Origin of the sequence: Limnobacter alexandrii, from assembly GCF_005871185.1 — a bacterium.
Taxonomy (GTDB): Bacteria; Pseudomonadota; Gammaproteobacteria; order Burkholderiales; family Burkholderiaceae_B; genus Limnobacter; species Limnobacter alexandrii.
This window is the reverse complement of sequence record NZ_SWKN01000007.1, coordinates 376,123-393,596: the sequence shown is the minus strand read 5'-3', so window position 1 is coordinate 393,596 and position 17,474 is coordinate 376,123. Positions and strand designations below refer to the sequence as shown.

Sequence of the window (17,474 nt, the reverse complement as noted above, 5' to 3'; positions counted from 1 at the left end):
CTCGTGTGTTACACCTGTGGCGTGTCAAACAGGCACAGGCTGAGTCGATTGTTTCTAGGGGGCGTTACTACTGTGCCACCTTGGTTAAGCCATGCAGCTTGACCAAAAACGCCGATCCATTCGGTATTCGGGAAATTGGCCAGTACAGTGGCGATGTCGTTGTCATCGGCATGGCACATTTGGCTGCGTTCGAAGCCCGCGAAAAGAACACCCACTTGGGGCGCTTTGCCATTGAAATGAGCGCCGACAGCGGGCATCCATTCGTGAATTTCACGATCAATTGCCTTGGGTGTTCGGTGGGCCAGGCGCACCTTTTGCCCTTTCAGCACAGGTGCGGCCAGTCCCAAGGTGCCATCGGCATGAATTTCCATTACGGGTATCCAGCTTTCGCCCTTGTCGTGCACCACCTGCAAACGCATGCCCACTGGGCGGGGCTGTTCACTGGGGCATTGAAGGGCAGCAGCGGCTTTCTCATTGCCTACTCGGATCAGAAACAGACCATTGCTTTCTGTCACTGTTTGATAGGGTCCCAGAAACGTGAGCCCCTCAGAATTCAGAACCAATGGGTTTTGTACCAAGAGTTGGGTTGAGCAAATGGCCTCGCCACTGAGTCGACCGTGCTCAACTCGCGGCATTTTTGCGTAATTTGCGCCATAAGACAATAAACCTAGCGTATCGGCTTGCACCACGCTTGAGTTGGGCTCGCAATCGGCCAGTGTCCAGTGATCTGCCAGTACCTGCTCGTGCTCAACCATGCAAAGGTTCAAGGCGGAATGCCCTGCGGGCGGCTTGTCTTGTGGGGTTTCATACTCTTCACCAAACACGGCGATCAACACGGTGGGCTCGTTGCTGAAAACCTGGCCTTGGCCCAACAGGCCAGAGACACAGCCACCCCATACATTCATGCAATTGGTTTTGCTGACGCACAGTTGCGCAAGGTCTTGTAACAAAGGGGCGAAATGCGGCGTGCACAACAGAATGACCCGGCTGATGTAGTCGGAGTGGCGCCGAAGCCCGGCCTTCTCCACGGCACTTTCAATCAGCGTGCTCGCGTCTTCAAACCTGGGCTCTGCAAACACTTGAACGCAAATTGCGTGGCTCATGTTGTTTTCTTTTTGAATTCGCACAAGTCCACGATACTACAACGAGTGCATTCCGGTTTGCGTGCTTTGCACACATAGCGACCATGCAAAATCAGCCAATGATGCGCGTTTAACATAAACTCTTGCGGCACCAGTTTCAGAAGGCGTTTCTCAACCTCGAGCACATCTTTCCCCGGGGCAATGCCGGTGCGGTTGCTGATCCGGAAAATATGCGTATCGACAGCCATGGTGGGTTGCCCAAATGCAGTATTCAGTACCACGTTGGCAGTTTTTCGACCCACGCCGGGCAGGCTTTCCAGTGCTTCGCGGTCGGCGGGAACCTCGCCCTTGTATTGGTCGCGCAGAATTTCGGCGGTTTGAACAAGGTGCTTGGCTTTGGATCGAAACAGGCCAATTGTCTTGATGTAGTCCTCAACCCCGGCAACACCCAGCGCGGCAATGGCCGCCGGCGTATTGGCCACTGCGAACAATTTGCGCGTGGCGATGTTCACGCCTTTGTCGGTGGCCTGCGCGCTGAGCAAGACTGCAGCCAACAGTTCAAACGGCGTTGAATACTCCAGTTCGGTTTTTGGTTCCGGGTTGGCTTGCTGAAAGCGTTTGAAAATTTCGGTCCGTTTTTCTTTGTTCATGGTGTTTGTGCCTGTCGCCGTGCCCTTGCCCTGGCCAGTGCAGCCTGCACTACTGCTTTTTTGGCTGCGGCATCGGGGCTCGGGGTGTCATCAAGCTCGTCCAGTTTGTGGATGGCCTTGGCCTCGAGTCTTTCGGCCTGCTCTTGTTTTTGCCGCATCAAGCGTGTTTCCCGAAGCTGCATTCGCGCGCGGGCCGCATGCGCCTGGGTTTGATCCCAGTCGCTGAATTCAGGCATGAACACCATGTCGATGCAGTCAACCGGGCAGGGAGGAATACAAAGTTCACAGCCAGTGCAAAGCTCGGCCAGCACAGCATGCCTGCGTTTGCTGCTGCCCACAATTGCATCCACCGGGCAGGCTTTGATGCACAGTGTGCAGCCAATGCAATGCTGGGGGTTGATGCTGGCAATGTGCCGTTCAATGGTGGTGCCGCAGTCGGGGTCTACAGGTTTTCTCGGAAGATTGAGAAGTGCAGACAATGCCGCAATTGTGGTCTCGCCGCCTGGGGGGCAACGGTTCAGGTCGGCCTCTTGTCGGGCCAAGGCCTTGGCGTATGGCAAACAACCCTCAAACCCACACTGTGTGCATTGGGTTTGAGGAAGTAGATCATCTATTTGTTGTACAAGTTGCTCATGCATTCTTGGCAATGAATTCACGGATTTTCGGGTATACCTTCTCGCGCCAACGGCGACCGCTGAAGATACCATAGTGTCCGCATTCCATGGCTTCGTAATGCTCTTTCTTGTCAGCTGGCAGGTTTTTGCAAAGCTTGAGGGCGGCTTTGGTTTGGCCTGGGCCGGAAATATCATCAAGCTCACCTTCAATGGTGAGCAGCGCGACGGTTTTTACATCTTCGGGCTTGACACGCTGGCCGCGAACTTCCCAGGTGCCCATGGGCAGGGCATGGTCTTGAAACACGGTTTTAATCGTGTCCAGATAATACTCTGCGGGCATGTCCAGCACAGCATTGTATTCATCGTAAAACTGGCGGTGGCTTTCGGCGCTTTCGCCATCACCCTCAACCAAGTGCATGTAGAAGTCGTAGTGGCTTTGAGCGTGCTTGTCCGGATTCATACTGACGAAGCCAAGGTGCTGCAAAAAGCCGGGGTATACACGGCGCAGGTAGCCTGGGTAGGTGTGTGGCACACTGTAAATGACATTGTTTTCAAACCATGAATAGGGCTTTTTGGTGGCCAGGTTGTTCACCTCGGTGGGGCTTTCACGGGTGTCGATGGGGCCGCCCATCATGGTCATGCTTTTGGCCTGTTTCGGGTCTTTGTTCGAGGCCATCAGCGACACTGCCGCCATTACGGGTACGGTGGGCTGGCAAACTGAAATCAAATGTACATCGGGTCCCAGCAGCTGAATGAACTCGATGCAGTAATGCACGTAGTCGTCGAGGTGGAACTCGCCTTCGGACAGGGGTACCATGCGCGCATCGACCCAATCGGTGATGAATACATCATGGTCTTGAAGCAGGGTTTTGACTGTATCGCGCAGCAAGGTTGCATGGTGTCCCGACAAGGGCGCAAACACCAAAACCTTGGGCTGGGCTTTTAGCGGCTTGGATTCCGCAGGGATCATTTTGCGGAAATGAATCAGTTTGCAAAATGGCTTGGTTTCAACAATTTCCTGAGCAATCGATACTTCACGGTCACCACACTTCACGGTGGTGATGCCGAATTCAGGTTTTTCATACTCCTTGCCCAAGCGGTACATCAGCTCGAAACCCGCTGAAATACGGCGCGCCATGGGCAAGTGGGCCAAGGGACTGAACGGGTTGCTGTAAAGCTTGGAGCCAGCCTCTGCCCAAATGGTCATCGGGTTAAGCAGTGCTCGTTGAAATTCGTGCATTTGATACAGCATGGGGGTGCCTCCGGCTTGATTAGGCGATTGTCATGTTTTGACAATTATGTGTCAGGTTCCTGACGATTATCTTGCAAACATTGCTGCATTGCAACATGTTTGAATGATTCTTCGATCACCAATAGTTTTCAACTGCGATTTCACCTGGACTGTTTCGGCGGGCGGGTGCATAACCTTTTGATTTCAATACTTTGCGAATATCGCTCACCATGTCAGGGTTGCCGCAAATCATGAATCGACTGCGTTCAACATTCATGGGCAAGCCCGTGTGTTCAGCCAGGGTGCCTTGCTCAAGCAGTGTCGTTATCCGCTCGCCCAAGCAATTGGGCACTTTCTCCCGGGTTACCACAGGTACATAGAGAAATCTCTTTTTGACGTTCTCAATCAGTTCGCTCAGCACGGGATGCTCAACAAAACCTTTAATCATGTCTTGGTAAACCAGTTCCTCTGCAGTGCGGGCACTGTGCACCAGCACGATGTTTTCAAACTGCTCCCAGGTGTGTGGGTCATGAAGAATTGAGAGAAAGGGTGCTAAACCGGTTCCTGAACCCAATAGCCAGAGGTCTTTGCCGGTTTCAAAACGAGCCGTGGTGAGGAAACCAAAGTTGGTTTTGTCGATGTAGACAGGAGAACCCACCTGAAGCTGACTTAGGTGGCTCGTGAAGGCACCGTCGGGAACGACAATTGAGAAAAATTCGAGATGCTCATCAAACGGGCCTGACACCATGGAATAGGCGCGCCAGATAATTTCGGGCTCGTCGGGCAATTGTAGTGTGTTGTCCACGCCCAGCCTTGCAAATTGCCCGGCCGTGAAGCGAAAGCCTGTTGGACGGGTGCAGGTGAAGGAAAACAATTTGCCTGGTACCCAAACGCGTACGCTGGTGATGGTTTCCCGGGTGTATTTGTCTTCAACTTCACTCATGCAACTACTCGATTGGAACTGCCTTGAACTGGATTACTTTTCAAGGTATTGCAGCTTGTCTTTGACGTCCTTCCAGTCATCGGCGTCGGGCAGGTGCGCTTTCATGCGCGTGATGCTCGGCCAATCTTTGGCCAGTTCCACGTTCATGTCGATGAACTTGACCTGGTCGGCTGGCACGTCTTCTTCAGCGTAAATTGCGTTGACAGGGCATTCGGGAATGCAAACGGCGCAATCGATGCACTCGTCTGGATCGATCACCAGAAAGTTGGGGCCTTCGCGAAAGCAGTCGACTGGGCATACATCCACACAATCGGTGTATTTGCACTTGATGCAAGACTCGGTAACTACGTGTGTCATGGTGAAAATGATGGGTTAAGCAAGATAACGTGACATTGTAATCGATTGGGCCACCTTGCACTTGAAACTCCGCTCGAAATAAGCAACTGCCATGGGGCATACCCTAGGGGCGGCAGTGGCGTGGTTTTTCTATAATGGTCGCTACGAATATCTGCCAAGGGTGCACTTTGAGCCAATCTTTCAACGACGACGACCTGGACACTTCAGTGGCGAGGTCAGAAATTCTGAATCGGATTCGCAGCCTACAATCCCGGCCTGAAACGATGCACGACAATGAAATGACTTTGGCCAAAGGTTACCTGGCCAGGAAAACCCGCGGCCCGGCACCAAGCCCGGTTAAAAATGTGGTGGCTTTGTTTGAAGAGAAATCGAAAGCGATGCTGTGTACCGTGCAACGGGTCAAGTCCGCTTCTGATGTGCCCCAAGCCTGTGCCGCATACCTTGCCGAGAATGAATTGGCGGGAACCGTGGCCATTTGGCCAGCTTTAGGCCAGTTGGACTGGTCGGTGTTGCCACACCCAGTGCGCTTGGGTGCCCCGACAGGCGATGATCTGATTGGCATTAGCGCTGTAGCCTGCGCAGTGGCCGAAACCGGTACCCTGGTGTTTGCCAGCAAAGCCGATGAGCCCGCCAGCACGCACCTGCTGCCCGAAACACACATTGCAATTGTCCGGGAAGACCAGGTGGTGCATACCATGGAAGACGCTTTTCAGCTTTTAAGAAAGGAAGGGCGTGTGATGCCACGTGCATTGAATTTTGTATCTGGCCCATCGCGCACGGCCGACATTGAGCAAACCATTGTGTTGGGTGCTCATGGCCCGTATCGGGTGCATTTAATTCTGGTTGGCAAATAAGCATGCGCGACGACTCCCGGCGACGCTTTGTACAAAAGGCTTTGGTGGCAGGTGCTGCGGGAGCCATTGCGACCCCCGCGCTTACCCAGTCAGCTGCGGTGGTCAAAACAGCCAAGCCGATCGTGTTCAAGTTTCAAAGCACTTGGCCCACCAAAGACATTTTCAATGAATTTGCCCAAGACTTTGCCAAGAAGGTCAATGACATGTCGGGCGGCGAGTTGCGCATCGACGTGTACCCCACCAACAGTATTGTGAAGGCTTTCGGTATTCAGAACGCCGTGCACAAGGGGCAGCTAGATGGGGGCCATGGTGTTCCCACCTATTGGCATGATCGCCATGCGGCGTTTTCACTGTTTGGCAGTGGTCCCAGTTTTGGCATGAGTTCAAACCAGATTTTGGCGTGGTTTCAGTACGGTGGTGGTCAGCAGTTGTACGACGAGCTGGTTCAAAAAGAAATGAACCTGAATATTCAGGGCTTCATGTACGGGCCTTTGACGCCACAACCTTTGGGGTGGTTTAAGAATCGAATCGAGAGCATCAAGGATCTCGACAAAATGCGTTTCCGTGCGGTGGGTTTGGCAGCCGAAGTGTTCAAGGAGCTGGGTTTGACCACCACAGCTTTGCAGCCTGCGGACATTGTGCCGTGGCTCGACAAAGGCTTGATCGATGCTGCGGAGTTTAACAACCCCAGCTCAGACCGTGCGTTGGGTTTTCCCAGTGTGTCGTCGGTGTGCATGATTCGCAGCTTTCATCAAAGCAGCGAGGTATTTGAAGTTATTTTCAACAAGCAGCGTTTTGACAGCTTGCCCTTCGCTTTGCGCTCGATTATTCGATATGCCTTGCAGGCCTCATCAGCTGATTTAAGCTGGAAGGCCTCCGACCGGTTTTCAACCGATTACGAGGAAATGCGCCGCAAACAGGGTGTTCGTTATTACGTAACCCCCGACGATATTTTGAAGGCGCAGTTGACCGCTTGGCGCAAAATCATTGCACGTGAATCGGCGAACAGCCGAATTTTCAAGCGCATTATTGATTCCCAAATGCGCTTTGCCAAACGTGTGGTGGGCTTTGAGAATGACCTGACACCTTCTTCTAAAATGGCCTTCGATTTTTGGTTCTCTACCGTGTGATGTCGCACTGGGTTAATATGCAGTCATAACACCTTCAAGAGTGAGCCAATATGTCTGATATTCATGCCCGCAAAGCACACAATTTGTCCCTGGAAGAAGCCAAGCAAACTGCGCAAAAACTGGCGGATCAATTGCAAAAAGAATTCCAGTTGGATAGCCAGTGGCAAGGTAACACCCTGAACTTCACGCGTTCTGGCGTGAAGGGCAAGCTGGATGTGACCGACAAAGACGTCACCGTCGACATTTCCTTGGGCTTTATGTTGAAAGCATTCAAGGGAAAAATTCAGGCCGAAATCGACAAAAACATCGACAAAATGTTTGCCTGAACAACAAACCGGTATTCGATCAGGACTTCACTGCCAGAAAGTCGGCCACGCTGGGATAGCGAAGACGAAATCCCAGCTTTTTCTGATTAAGCGATTCAATCCGCCGAGATTCCGACATAAAGCTCCACATCATGGGGCTGACCATTTGCTTCACCTCTTCCCGTGAAAAACGGGGCGGGCGGGCCAGCTGAAATGCATCGGCCACCAAATCAAAATAGTCGCCCATTTTGCTGGGCTTGGCATCACATGCGTTGAGTACTTCAAAGGCGCCGCCTTTGTAATTCACCCAGCGGCTTAGGCGGCCCAAATCCAGTTCGTGAATGTGATTTGACCAGGCGTCTTCCTCGGGCAGCAAAGCAGGTGTGCCATTTTTTATGCGCTCAATTGGCAGGCGGTTGTCGCCGTATATGCCGGGCGCGCGCAGCAGGTGTACGTGTACCCCATGTTTTAAGCCCAGGCGCAATTGGGTTTCAGCATGTACACGCCGTTTGGCCCTGTCCGATTGCGCATTCAATGGTGTGTATTCGTTAATCCACTGGCCCTGCGCATTGCCATACACACCTGTGGTGGACACATAGCTGATGCGCGGCGCTGGTTTGTCGTGTGCCTTGGCGCGCGTGGCCGCCCACAAAATCAGTTTTTTCAGGGTGTTGTCTGTGTGAACATTCGAGTTGGGAGGTGCCATCCAGACTATTCGGTGGCCCAGCGAGATAAGGCGTAGCAAATCCGGTTTTGAATTCAGATCAATGGCCAGTGGGCGAGCCTTGCATGCCACGATGGCAGCGCGCTTTGCCGCTGAGTCCGCCCCGGGGCGGTAAGTCGCTGTAAAATATTGACCTGGATAGGTTTGCAACAAGACCAAGCCCACTTGCCCGCATCCAGCAATGCTTAATTTGCTTTGCCTGAAGCGACGGGGCAAACTGCGTTTGAAAAATAGCCCGTCGGGTTTGTCGATGTCACGGAAAGTAGTTTGATGATTCACAACGTAGAAATTCTTCCCAGTCAAAAACAGTTTGAATGCGAGCCTGACGATACCTTGTTGTCGGCAGCGCTGCGCGCAAATGTTATTTTGCCATACGGCTGCAAAGACGGTGCATGTGGATCGTGCAAGGCCGACTTGATTGAAGGCCAAGTGGATTACGGCACCTACCAGTCGCGTGCTTTAAGTGAAGAAGAACGTGTGCGCGGAAAAGTACTCACATGCTGCGCAAAGCCGCTAAGCCCGGTGAAGTTGAAGGTTCGCGAACTGTCAGGTTTGGGTGATATTCCAATCAAGAAAATGCCTTGTCGTTTGCAAAGTATCGAAAAGCCTGCTGCCGATGTGGCAGTTCTCAAATTGCAATTGCCTGCCAATGAGGTGCTGCAATTCAATGCCGGGCAGTACATTGAGTTTATGTTGCGTGACGGTTCTCGCCGCAGTTACTCGCTTGCCAATGCACCTTATCAGGAAGGTGGAATTGAGTTGCACATTCGTCACATGCCGGGCGGTTTGTTCACCGATCATGTATTCAGCAGCATGAAAGAACGCGAAATTTTACGCTTTGAAGGACCGTTCGGTACTTTTTTCTTGCGGGATGACTCGACAAAACCTGTGGTGTTATTGGCCAGTGGTACTGGTTTTGCGCCCATTAAATCGCTGCTGGAGCAGGCCTTCTTCAAAAACAACAACCGCGAGTTTGTATTGTATTGGGGTGCGCGAACCAAGGCTGATTTGTACATGCTGGACTTGCCAAAACAGTGGGTTGCCGAGCATGCAAATTTCAAATTTGTCCCTGTGCTTTCCGAGGCCACAGCCGAATGCAACTGGACAGGTCGAACAGGTTTTGTACACCAGGCCGTAATGCAAGATTTCCCGGATTTGAGCGGGCATCAGGTTTATGCCTGTGGTGCACCCATTGTGATTGAATCAGCCCAGCGCGACTTTACTGCGCAATGTGGTTTGCCAGAAGACGAGTTTTTTGCGGACTCATTCACGTCCATGGCCGATGCGCAATAAAGCGGATTCATTTTATTGCGGTATTTGCCCCAGGTAAGTTTCACGAATTCTCGGGTCGTTGATCAGTTCACAGGCCTTGCCTTCGTAATCAATCAGGCCCGAGTCCATGACATAGGCACGACTGGCCAGCTGCAAGGCAATGTGTGCATTTTGCTCCACCAGCAAGATGGTCATTCCTTCGTGGTGCACTTGTTGAATCACCTCAAAAATTTTCTCGACCATCAGTGGAGCCAAACCCATGCTGGGTTCATCCAGCAGCATGTCGGGTTTGCCCATCAGCGCACGCGCCATGGCCAACATTTGTTGTTCTCCGCCGCTTAGCGTTCCAGCAAGTTGTTTCAGTCGTTCTTTGATGCGAGGAAACAGCGCCAGCATTTTGTCGAGATCAACGCGAATCTCGGCTTGTGAACAACCCTTTTGTAATCGTACGTTTGCGCCCAACTCAAGGTTTTCCAGCACGCTCATTCGGGTAAAAATTCCGCGTCCCTCGGGCACCAGGGCCAAGCCATTGGATAATCGTTGGTGCGCGGGCAGGGCAGTCAAGTCGATTACACCTTTGAAGGTTGCGGCATGAGCCTGAAAAGGCAACAAGCCTGCAATTGCATTCATGGTTGATGTTTTACCTGCACCATTGCAGCCAATCAGGCACACCAGTTCCCTTGGCTGCACATGAAAACTCAAGTCCTTTACCGCTTGTATGCCACCGTAGGTCACGGTTAGCCCTTGCACATTGAGCATTGCATTAACCATGGTGCAGCCCCCCAAGATAGGCTTCAATCACGGCGGGGTTTTGCTGAACTTGTACTGGTGTGCCTTGGGCGATCACTTTGCCATAGTCCAGCACGGTAACTTCGTCACAAATACCCATCACCAGCTTGACATCGTGTTCAATCAGCAAGATCGATTTTCCATCCCGTCGAATTTGAAGTAGCAATTCTCGAAGCTTTAATTTTTCGGTGGCATTCATGCCTGCGGCCGGCTCATCAAGCGCCAGCAGTGCAGGTTGGCTGGCCAGGGCCCGTGCAATTTCCAGGCGTCGTTGATCGCCATAGGAAAGTTGCCCCGCCAGGTGTTGGCTGTAAGCACCAATGCCCACGTAATTCAGCCAATGCATGGCCTGCTGCCAAACACCTTGTTCCTCGCGGCGCTGTGCCGGGGTTCGAAGTATGGCACCCAGTACGCCTTGCCGGGTTTTGCTGTGCATGCCCACGGCTACATTTTCAAGCGCAGTCATGCTTTTGAACAGACGGATATTCTGAAAGGTACGCGCCAGCCCCATTTTGGCTACTTCGTGTGGCGAGTCTGGTTTATAGGTTTTGCCCTGAAAGGAAAGCTGACCTGCATCGGGCGTGTACAAACCGGTGATCAAATTGAAACAGGTGGTTTTGCCTGCACCATTCGGGCCAATCAAACCGATGACTTGCCCAGCCTGAATACTCAGGCTGACATCATCCACAGCTGCGATGCCACCGAAGCTTTTTTTCAGATGCGAGGCGCTAAACAGGGGTGTATTCATTTGTGTTGTGGCCAAAGCCCCTTGGGGCGATACAGCATCACCAAGACCATGGTGAGCCCGTAGATCAATGATCGAAGTATTTCTGCATCCACCAGCACGGCACCAAACAAAAACTCCTGAACTGGCGTAACAACTTGCCGCAATACTTCAGGAAAGCCAGCCAGCAAAAGTGCGCCCAAAATGACACCGGGAATATGACCCATGCCACCCAGCACCACCATGCAAAGCACAATAATTGATTCCATCAAACCAAAGGATTCCGGACTGACAAAACCCTGAAATGCAGAGAACATGGCACCCGCAACACCACCAAAAGAGGCGCCCAGCGCGAAGGCGAGCAGCTTCATGTTGCGGGTGTTTATGCCCATGGATTTTGCGGCAGTTTCGTCGTCTCGCAGGGCTGTCCATGCACGGCCGATCCGACTGTTTTGCAAGCGCATACACACCAGAATCATGATGAGTGTGAGCGCCAGGAACAGGTAGTAGTAAAGGTGAAGTGCAGAAATTTCGATGCCGAGAATATCGACCGTGCGTGAAAAACGAACCCCTGCAATTTGTACAGGCTCGATCATGTTGATGCCTTGGGGGCCATTGGTGATGTTGACTGGCGCATTCAGGTTGTTCAAAAACAGTCGAATGATTTCACCAAACCCCAAGGTGACAATGGCCAGGTAGTCGCCCCTTAACCGAAGGGTAGGTGCACCGAGCAACACACCGAAAATTGCAGCGATCAATGCACCCAAGGGAATCATCAGCCAGATCGAAAGATGCAGGCCGTCGGGAAACAGCGTGGCAATGATTTCGAAGTTGTCTGTTAAATGGGGAGAGGCCAGCAAACCATAAACATAAGCGCCTACTGCATAAAAGGCGATGTAACCCAGATCGAGCAAACCGGCAAAGCCCACTACTATGTTGAGGCCCAGCGCCAACATCACGTAAAGCAAGGCGATGTTCAAAATTCGAACCCAGCTGTTGCCAATCAAACCTGCAACCCAGGGCAGGGCGGCCAGCGCAACTGCGACCAAGAGGAAGCCGATAATTTGTTGATGGCGGTTTGCAAGCTTGTTCATGCGCGGTCCGATACCCTTTCACCCAACAGGCCGGATGGCCGAAGGGTAAGCACCAGAATCAACACAGCGAATGCAAATATATCCTGATAGTGCGAGCCCAAAAAACCGCCGGTCAACTGCCCCAAATAACCAGCCCCCAGGCTTTCGACAATGCCCAAGAGTAGACCACCCAACATGGCGCCGTAAATGTTGCCAATACCACCCAGCACTGCAGCAGTAAACGCTTTGAGTCCCGGCAAAAACCCCATGTAAAAATGAGCCACTGAATAGTTTGCGGCCACCATCACACCAGCCACTCCGGCCAGCGCTGCGCCAATGACGAATGTGGCGGCGATCACGGAATTTGCATTGATACCCATGAGCCCGGCCAATTTCGGGTTTTCAGAGGTGGCGCGCATGGCCTTGCCCAGCCGCGTTTGATTGACCATGTAGGTAAGGCTCAACATAAGCATTGCCGATACCACCACGATGAGAAGTTGCACCGGCGTGATGGAAACAATTCTTTCGTAATCGTGATCAAGACTTGGGGAAAAGGTGTGCAAAATGATGGGGTCTGTCGGCAGGGTGGTGGGGAAGATCAGGTAATTGCGCCCCCAAATGATCATGGCCAGGGTTTGCAGAATAATTGAAACACCGATTGCTGAGATCAGGGGGGCAAGCCGGGGTGCATTTCTTAGAGGACGATAGGCAAAGCGTTCAATGGAGAAACTGACCAGCATGCACACAGGTACAGCGCACAGTACGCCCACCAGGAAAAGTATCCAGCCCGGGGTTTCCGGGAACAGGCCCAGGAACAAGGTGATGGCGCTGAAGGCAACCATGGCACCAATCATCACGACTTCGCCATGTGCAAAGTTGATCAACCCCAAAACACCGTAGACCATGGTGTACCCAAGTGCCACCAAAGCATAAATACTGCCCAGTACCAAGCCGTTGATCAGTTGTTGCGCAAATATATCCATGTACGCCGATGCAATTGAAATAAGGTGTGTCGGAAAAAGAATAGAGCAATTCGCAAGCCAGTACCGTGCATTGATTCACAAAGAAGTCAGTTAATTGACAGGCAAACCCATTACCGGTTTAGATGCTACATTGAGCAAATTAATCATAAAAACAAGTTGGAGGTGGTCATGAGCTTTTCTCGTTCTCGACCTTTGAAACATGCACTGTTGTGTGCGTCAGTGTCGATGTTCTTGTCAAGCGGTGCGGCGAGCGCCAAGGACGTGTTGGTAAAAATTGGGCACATTGCGCCCCTTTCAGGTCCGCAGGCCCACTATGGCAAAGACAATGAATCGGGTGCAAAGCTGGCCATTGATGATTTGAATAAAATGAAAATTCAACTGGATGGTGGCACCGCAAAATTCCAGCTGATTTCAGAGGACGATGCAGCCGACCCGAAAACCGGGGCAATCGTTGCGCAAAAATTGTGCGACATGAAGGTCAATGGCATTGTGGGGCATTTGAACAGCGGCACCACCATTCCCGCTTCGCGTATTTATTACGATTGCGGCATTCCTCAAATTACTCCATCAGCCACTACACCGAAAGTGACCAGGCAGGGGTTCGAGTCGGTGTTCAGGGTGATTGCGCACGATGGCGTCCTGGGCGTTGCTTTGGCCAGGTACGCAGTCGATGAAATGAAAGCCAAGCGTGTGGTGGTCATCGACGACCGCACTGGGTATGGTCAACCATTGGCCGATATTTTCACAAAGCAGTTGGAAGCCAAAGGCGTCAAGGTGCTGGAACGACACTACACCAACGACAAGGCCACCGACTTTGCAGCTATTCTGACCTCGGTCAAGCGGGTGAATCCTGATCTCGTGTTTTACGGGGGCATGGACGCGCAAGCAGGGCCTATGTTGCGCCAGATGAAGCAGTTGGGTATCAGGGCAAAGCTGATTGGCGGTGATGGTATTTGCACGGCAGAGTTGATGCGTTTGGGTGGCGACAATGTAGGCTCGAACGTACTTTGCGCTGAGGGCGGTATGGCTTTGAGTAAAATGCCGGGCGGACCTGCATTTGAGAAAAGGTACAAAGCCCAGTTCAAGACAGACATTCAGGTTTATGCACCTTTTGTTTACGACGCGGTGATGGCCATGGGCACAGCCATGAAAAACGCAAAGTCGGCAGACCCCAAGAAGTATCTTCCGAAGCTAAAAGACATTCGATATGAAGGCGTGATCGGGACCATTGCCTTTGACGAAGTGGGCGATGTACTGAATGCAGCGGTCACCTTGAATTCCTATGGACCTCAAGGCAAATTTCCGGTGAAAGTGGTGAATTAGCGAGTACTTGACGAAAAAAAAGCCAAGGCGCAACACCTTGGCTTTTTCACTCGTTTGCAGGCTGTGATTACAGAGCCAGCACCCAAGCTGCCAATTTCTTGGCTTCTTCTTCGGTCACGTTTTGGGCTGGCATGGGCACTGGGCCCCAGTTGCCTTTCGAACCGTTTTTGATTTTTCCGGCCAGCATGGCTTCCGCACCTGCTTGACCTTTGTACTTGGCAGCCACGTCTTTAAAGGCTGGGCCAACTACTTTTTTCTGAACCTGGTGGCAGGCCAAGCAGGCTTTGCTCTTGGCCAATGCTTCGTCGGCGCTGGCAGACAACGGTAGAGCAACCATGGTGGCTGCAATCGCCAAGACACCCATTTGCTTGATCATACTGAACTCCTCACTTTGTTACAGTTATCACATTAATAACGTCTCGGGCGTCATTTTGGCAGACAACCCGGTTGTTTGTCATGTTAAACAGCATGATTTTTATCCTTCTGGGCATCCTTTTGCTTTCAATGAAACTTGGCGGTGTGCATCCCGTGACCAACTGGGAATGGTTTTCTATCGCTTTGCCTTTTCTCTTGGCCGTTTGCTGGTTCGAGCTTTTCGAGCCCTGGCTTGGTTTGGATGTTCGTCGGCAGCAATTTAGAAAGCGCCAGCTAGAGGTACGAATTCGAAATTTCAACAACAAAAAACCCCGACGCCAGCGCCAGGGTTTTCCATTGAGGTAACGCATTCGCAGGTTTACAGGTCGAGATCGCCATCGGTTACTGCGCCTTTGCTGGCACTGCTGGCCAAGGCTGCGAATTTGGCCAGTACACCGGTGGTGTAGCGTGGCTTCGGCTTCACCCAGCTTTCGCGGCGCTTCGCCAATTCTTCATCGCTTACATTGATTTGTAGCAACTTTTGGTGTGCATCCATGGTAATGGAATCGCCTTCCTTGATCAGTGCGATCGGGCCGCCCACGTAGGCTTCCGGTGCAACGTGACCAACCACCATACCCCAAGTGCCGCCGGAGAAACGACCGTCAGTAATCAGGCCCACTGTCTCGCCCAAACCTTTGCCAATAATGGCAGAGGTGGGTGCCAACATTTCAGGCATGCCGGGGCCGCCTTTGGGGCCCAGGTAACGAAGAATAATCACATCGCCGTCTTTGATCTTGTCGCCCAAAATTGCGTCCATCGCGCTTTGTTCGTCGTCGAATACTTTGGCTGGGCCGGTAATCACCGGGTTTTTCAAGCCGGTAATTTTGGCCACAGCACCTTCGGGGGCTAGGTTGCCCTTCAGAATTGCCAAGTGGCCTTGCTTGTACAGGGCTTTTTCAATCGGCATGATCACGTTTTGATCGGCGCGGGGCACAGAAGGAATATCGGCCAGTGTTTCCGCAATGGTTTTGCCGGTAATGGTGATGCAATCGCCGTGCAGCAGGCCTGCATCCAGCAATACTTTCATAACCTGGGGAATGCCGCCAGCATCGTGCAGGTCGGTTGCAACATACTGGCCGGAAGGCTTCAGGTTGCAAATGACAGGTGTACGCAGGCGCACGCGTTCGAAGTCTTCGTAACTCCAGGCGACGTCTGCTGCTTTCGCAATGGCCAGGAAGTGAAGCACTGCGTTGGTTGATCCACCCGTGGCCATCAGCACAGCCACTGCATTTTCAATCGACTTTTTGGTGATGATGTCGCGGGGTTTCAAGTCATTGCGAACCGCTTCGATCAGCACGCGGGCTGATTCTTCTGTTGAAGTCACCTTTTCCGCATCAATGTTCGACATGGTGCTGGAATAGGGCAGGCTCATGCCCAAAGCCTCAAACGCTGAACTCATGGTGTTGGCTGTGTACATGCCACCACAGGAACCAGAGCTTGGGCAGGCATTTTTTTCAATGCCCTTGAAGTCTTCCTCGCTCATGCGGCCAGCCGTGAATTCGCCCACGGCTTCAAAGGCAGACACGATGGTCAGGTCTTTGCCTTTGTAGCGCCCGGGCTTGATGGTGCCGCCGTACACGTAAATACCGGGCACGTTCATTCGGGCCATGCCAATCATGCCGCCGGGCATGTTCTTGTCGCAGCCTCCGATCACCAGCACGCCATCCATCCACTGGCCTTGCACTGCAGTTTCGATACAGTCTGCGATGACCTCACGGCTAACCAGCGAGTACTTCATGCCCTCGGTGCCCATGCTCATACCATCAGAAATGGTGGGGGTGCCGAAAATTTGTGGGTTGCCACCCGCGTCTTTCACCGCTTTCACTGCAGCATCGGCCAAGGGCTGCAAGCCGCTGTTGCATGGCGTGATGGTGGAGTGCCCGTTGGCAATGCCAATCATGGGGTTGTTGAAGTCTTCGTCTTTGTAGCCCATGGCAAAGTACATTGCACGGTTGGGCGAACGGGCCACGCCCTGGGTGATGTTCTTGGAACGTCGATTGATGCTCATTGCAAAAGCTCGCAGGTGGAATTGGATTCAAAACGAGAATTTACCATTTTATGATGCTCCACTGGACGCAGGAAGGTGCTCATTCATCAAAGGGTAGTCCCTAGGGCAGTACAATTGAACGGTTTTTTACATTCCGGGCTTTCCATGTTTGTACATCCTGAATTCGACCCCATTGCCATCTCGATCGGCCCTGTCGCCATTCGCTGGTACGGTTTGATGTATTTGCTGGCCTTTGTGGCCTTCATCATGTTGGCCAAACGTCGATTACACCTGTTTCCCGCCATCAAGATGAGCGATGTCGACAATATGCTGACCTGGGCTGTCTTGGGGGTAATTCTGGGTGGGCGCCTCGGTTATGTGTTTTTTTACAAACCCGACTATTACATGGTCAACCCGGGCGAAATTCTCGCAATTTGGGAAGGCGGCATGTCGTTCCACGGTGGCTTTCTGGGCGTGTTGCTGGTGTGTTTTATCTATGGCAAATACAAAGGCTGGAAATTTTTTGATGTGATGGATTTTGTGGCGCCAGCCGTACCAATAGGTTTGGCACTGGGGCGCTTGGGTAATTTTATCAATGGTGAACTGTGGGGCAGGCCCACAGAAGGTTGGTGGGGCGTGGTGTTTCCGCAAGCCGGGGATGCCATTGCGCGCCACCCTTCGCAGTTGTACCAAATGAGCCTGGAAGGCATTGCGCTGTTTATCGGCCTGTGGTGGTTTGCCAGCAAGCCGCGCCCACGCGCGGCAGTGTCTGCCTGGTTCTTGATTGGCTACGGCGCAGCCCGGTTTGTAGTGGAGTATGCCCGCGAACCAGACCGCTTTTTGGGAACACTGTCACTGGGTCTTTCCATGGGCCAATGGCTGTGCGTGCCGATGATTCTGGGCGGGTTCGCTTTGTTGGCCTGGTCGAGGAACAAGCCGACTGGTTTCGAGACGATGACCGCTCTGGAAGCTGCCCAAGCGAAAGCTGGCAAGGGCAGCAAGCGTGGCAAATAAAGCCA

20 protein-coding genes are annotated in these 17,474 nt (G+C 52.4%); 7 read left to right on the top strand and 13 right to left on the bottom strand.

The genetic code is table 11. The features are described from left to right. Positions 1-8: 8 nt before the first annotated feature. The 6 genes from FCS97_RS09190 to fdxA form a co-directional block, all read right to left on the bottom strand. A complete protein-coding gene (locus FCS97_RS09190) occupies positions 9-1,103 on the bottom strand; it encodes a hypothetical protein (protein WP_138518136.1) in 1,095 nt (364 codons plus the stop codon). Further along, positions 1,100-1,732 (bottom strand): endonuclease III, encoded by a 633-nt coding sequence (gene nth, locus FCS97_RS09185; protein WP_138518135.1) that lies wholly within the window; start codon positions 1,730-1,732, stop codon positions 1,100-1,102. Before nth ends, FCS97_RS09190 begins: the two co-directional genes overlap by 4 nt. Beyond that, the gene (locus tag FCS97_RS09180; RefSeq protein ID WP_138518134.1) at positions 1,729-2,370 is read right to left on the bottom strand and encodes an RnfABCDGE type electron transport complex subunit B; all 642 of its coding nucleotides are present in this window, start codon (positions 2,368-2,370) and stop codon (positions 1,729-1,731) included. The genes nth and FCS97_RS09180 overlap by 4 nt, the downstream gene beginning before the upstream one ends. Further along, positions 2,363-3,598 (bottom strand): polyhydroxyalkanoate depolymerase, encoded by a 1,236-nt coding sequence (locus tag FCS97_RS09175; RefSeq protein WP_138518133.1) that lies wholly within the window; start codon positions 3,596-3,598, stop codon positions 2,363-2,365. Before FCS97_RS09175 ends, FCS97_RS09180 begins: the two co-directional genes overlap by 8 nt. Before the next feature lie 115 nt (positions 3,599-3,713). Beyond that, complete coding sequence (locus FCS97_RS09170) at positions 3,714-4,520, bottom strand: ferredoxin--NADP reductase (protein ID WP_138518132.1); 807 nt, start codon at positions 4,518-4,520, stop codon at positions 3,714-3,716. 33 nt (positions 4,521-4,553) lie between these two features. Beyond that, on the bottom strand, positions 4,554-4,877 hold the full coding sequence (fdxA, locus tag FCS97_RS09165; RefSeq protein WP_008248660.1) for a ferredoxin FdxA: 324 nt from the start codon (positions 4,875-4,877) through the stop codon (positions 4,554-4,556). Between the two features lie 167 nt (positions 4,878-5,044). Between fdxA and FCS97_RS09160 the strand changes: the two genes are divergently transcribed. From FCS97_RS09160 to FCS97_RS09150, 3 genes are read left to right on the top strand one after another with little or no spacing between them, the layout of a single operon-like run. Beyond that, positions 5,045-5,731: a LutC/YkgG family protein gene (locus tag FCS97_RS09160; protein ID WP_246066204.1), complete on the top strand. Its 687-nt coding sequence runs from the start codon at positions 5,045-5,047 to the stop codon at positions 5,729-5,731. A gap of 2 nt (positions 5,732-5,733) precedes the next feature. Continuing rightward, the gene (locus FCS97_RS09155; RefSeq protein ID WP_138518131.1) at positions 5,734-6,861 is read left to right on the top strand and encodes a TRAP transporter substrate-binding protein; all 1,128 of its coding nucleotides are present in this window, start codon (positions 5,734-5,736) and stop codon (positions 6,859-6,861) included. A gap of 50 nt (positions 6,862-6,911) precedes the next feature. Continuing rightward, on the top strand, positions 6,912-7,187 hold the full coding sequence (locus FCS97_RS09150) for a polyhydroxyalkanoic acid system family protein (protein WP_138518130.1): 276 nt from the start codon (positions 6,912-6,914) through the stop codon (positions 7,185-7,187). Positions 7,188-7,206: 19 nt separating this feature from the next. Here FCS97_RS09150 and FCS97_RS09145 read toward each other — a convergent pair whose 3' ends face one another. Next, positions 7,207-8,169, bottom strand: coding sequence for a Rossmann-fold NAD(P)-binding domain-containing protein (locus FCS97_RS09145; protein ID WP_138518129.1), 963 nt, complete (start codon positions 8,167-8,169; stop codon positions 7,207-7,209). On the opposite strand from FCS97_RS09145, the gene FCS97_RS09140 reads away from it, so the two are divergent. After that, entirely contained in the window at positions 8,161-9,183 is a 1,023-nt protein-coding gene (locus tag FCS97_RS09140; RefSeq protein WP_138518128.1) for a CDP-6-deoxy-delta-3,4-glucoseen reductase, read from the top strand. The two genes, FCS97_RS09145 and FCS97_RS09140, sit on opposite strands and share 9 nt — an antisense overlap. Before the next feature lie 12 nt (positions 9,184-9,195). Here the strand turns inward: FCS97_RS09140 and FCS97_RS09135 are convergent, their stop codons facing one another. The 4 genes from FCS97_RS09135 to FCS97_RS09120 are packed head-to-tail and all read right to left on the bottom strand — an operon-like array spanning position 9,196 to position 12,731. After that, entirely contained in the window at positions 9,196-9,933 is a 738-nt protein-coding gene (locus FCS97_RS09135; protein ID WP_138518127.1) for an ABC transporter ATP-binding protein, read from the bottom strand. Beyond that, positions 9,926-10,699: an ABC transporter ATP-binding protein gene (locus FCS97_RS09130; protein ID WP_138518126.1), complete on the bottom strand. Its 774-nt coding sequence runs from the start codon at positions 10,697-10,699 to the stop codon at positions 9,926-9,928. The genes FCS97_RS09135 and FCS97_RS09130 overlap by 8 nt, the downstream gene beginning before the upstream one ends. Beyond that, complete coding sequence (locus FCS97_RS09125) at positions 10,696-11,769, bottom strand: ABC transporter permease subunit (protein ID WP_138518125.1); 1,074 nt, start codon at positions 11,767-11,769, stop codon at positions 10,696-10,698. Before FCS97_RS09125 ends, FCS97_RS09130 begins: the two co-directional genes overlap by 4 nt. Then, complete coding sequence (locus FCS97_RS09120) at positions 11,766-12,731, bottom strand: branched-chain amino acid ABC transporter permease (protein WP_138518124.1); 966 nt, start codon at positions 12,729-12,731, stop codon at positions 11,766-11,768. The genes FCS97_RS09125 and FCS97_RS09120 overlap by 4 nt, the downstream gene beginning before the upstream one ends. Before the next feature lie 168 nt (positions 12,732-12,899). Between FCS97_RS09120 and FCS97_RS09115 the strand changes: the two genes are divergently transcribed. Then, positions 12,900-14,054 (top strand): branched-chain amino acid ABC transporter substrate-binding protein, encoded by a 1,155-nt coding sequence (locus FCS97_RS09115; protein ID WP_425460742.1) that lies wholly within the window; start codon positions 12,900-12,902, stop codon positions 14,052-14,054. A 67-nt stretch (positions 14,055-14,121) separates the two neighbouring features. Here FCS97_RS09115 and FCS97_RS09110 read toward each other — a convergent pair whose 3' ends face one another. Beyond that, the gene (locus FCS97_RS09110) at positions 14,122-14,430 is read right to left on the bottom strand and encodes a c-type cytochrome (protein ID WP_138518123.1); all 309 of its coding nucleotides are present in this window, start codon (positions 14,428-14,430) and stop codon (positions 14,122-14,124) included. Between the two features lie 80 nt (positions 14,431-14,510). Between FCS97_RS09110 and FCS97_RS16835 the strand changes: the two genes are divergently transcribed. Further along, entirely contained in the window at positions 14,511-14,774 is a 264-nt protein-coding gene (locus tag FCS97_RS16835) for a TIGR04438 family Trp-rich protein (RefSeq protein WP_138518122.1), read from the top strand. A 13-nt stretch (positions 14,775-14,787) separates the two neighbouring features. Here the strand turns inward: FCS97_RS16835 and ilvD are convergent, their stop codons facing one another. Next, on the bottom strand, positions 14,788-16,476 hold the full coding sequence (ilvD, locus tag FCS97_RS09100) for a dihydroxy-acid dehydratase (protein ID WP_138518121.1): 1,689 nt from the start codon (positions 16,474-16,476) through the stop codon (positions 14,788-14,790). A gap of 144 nt (positions 16,477-16,620) precedes the next feature. Here ilvD and lgt point away from each other — a divergent pair, with 144 nt between their 5' ends. Continuing rightward, positions 16,621-17,469: a prolipoprotein diacylglyceryl transferase gene (gene lgt, locus FCS97_RS09095; RefSeq protein ID WP_138518232.1), complete on the top strand. Its 849-nt coding sequence runs from the start codon at positions 16,621-16,623 to the stop codon at positions 17,467-17,469. The last annotated feature ends 5 nt before the right edge of the window (positions 17,470-17,474 follow it).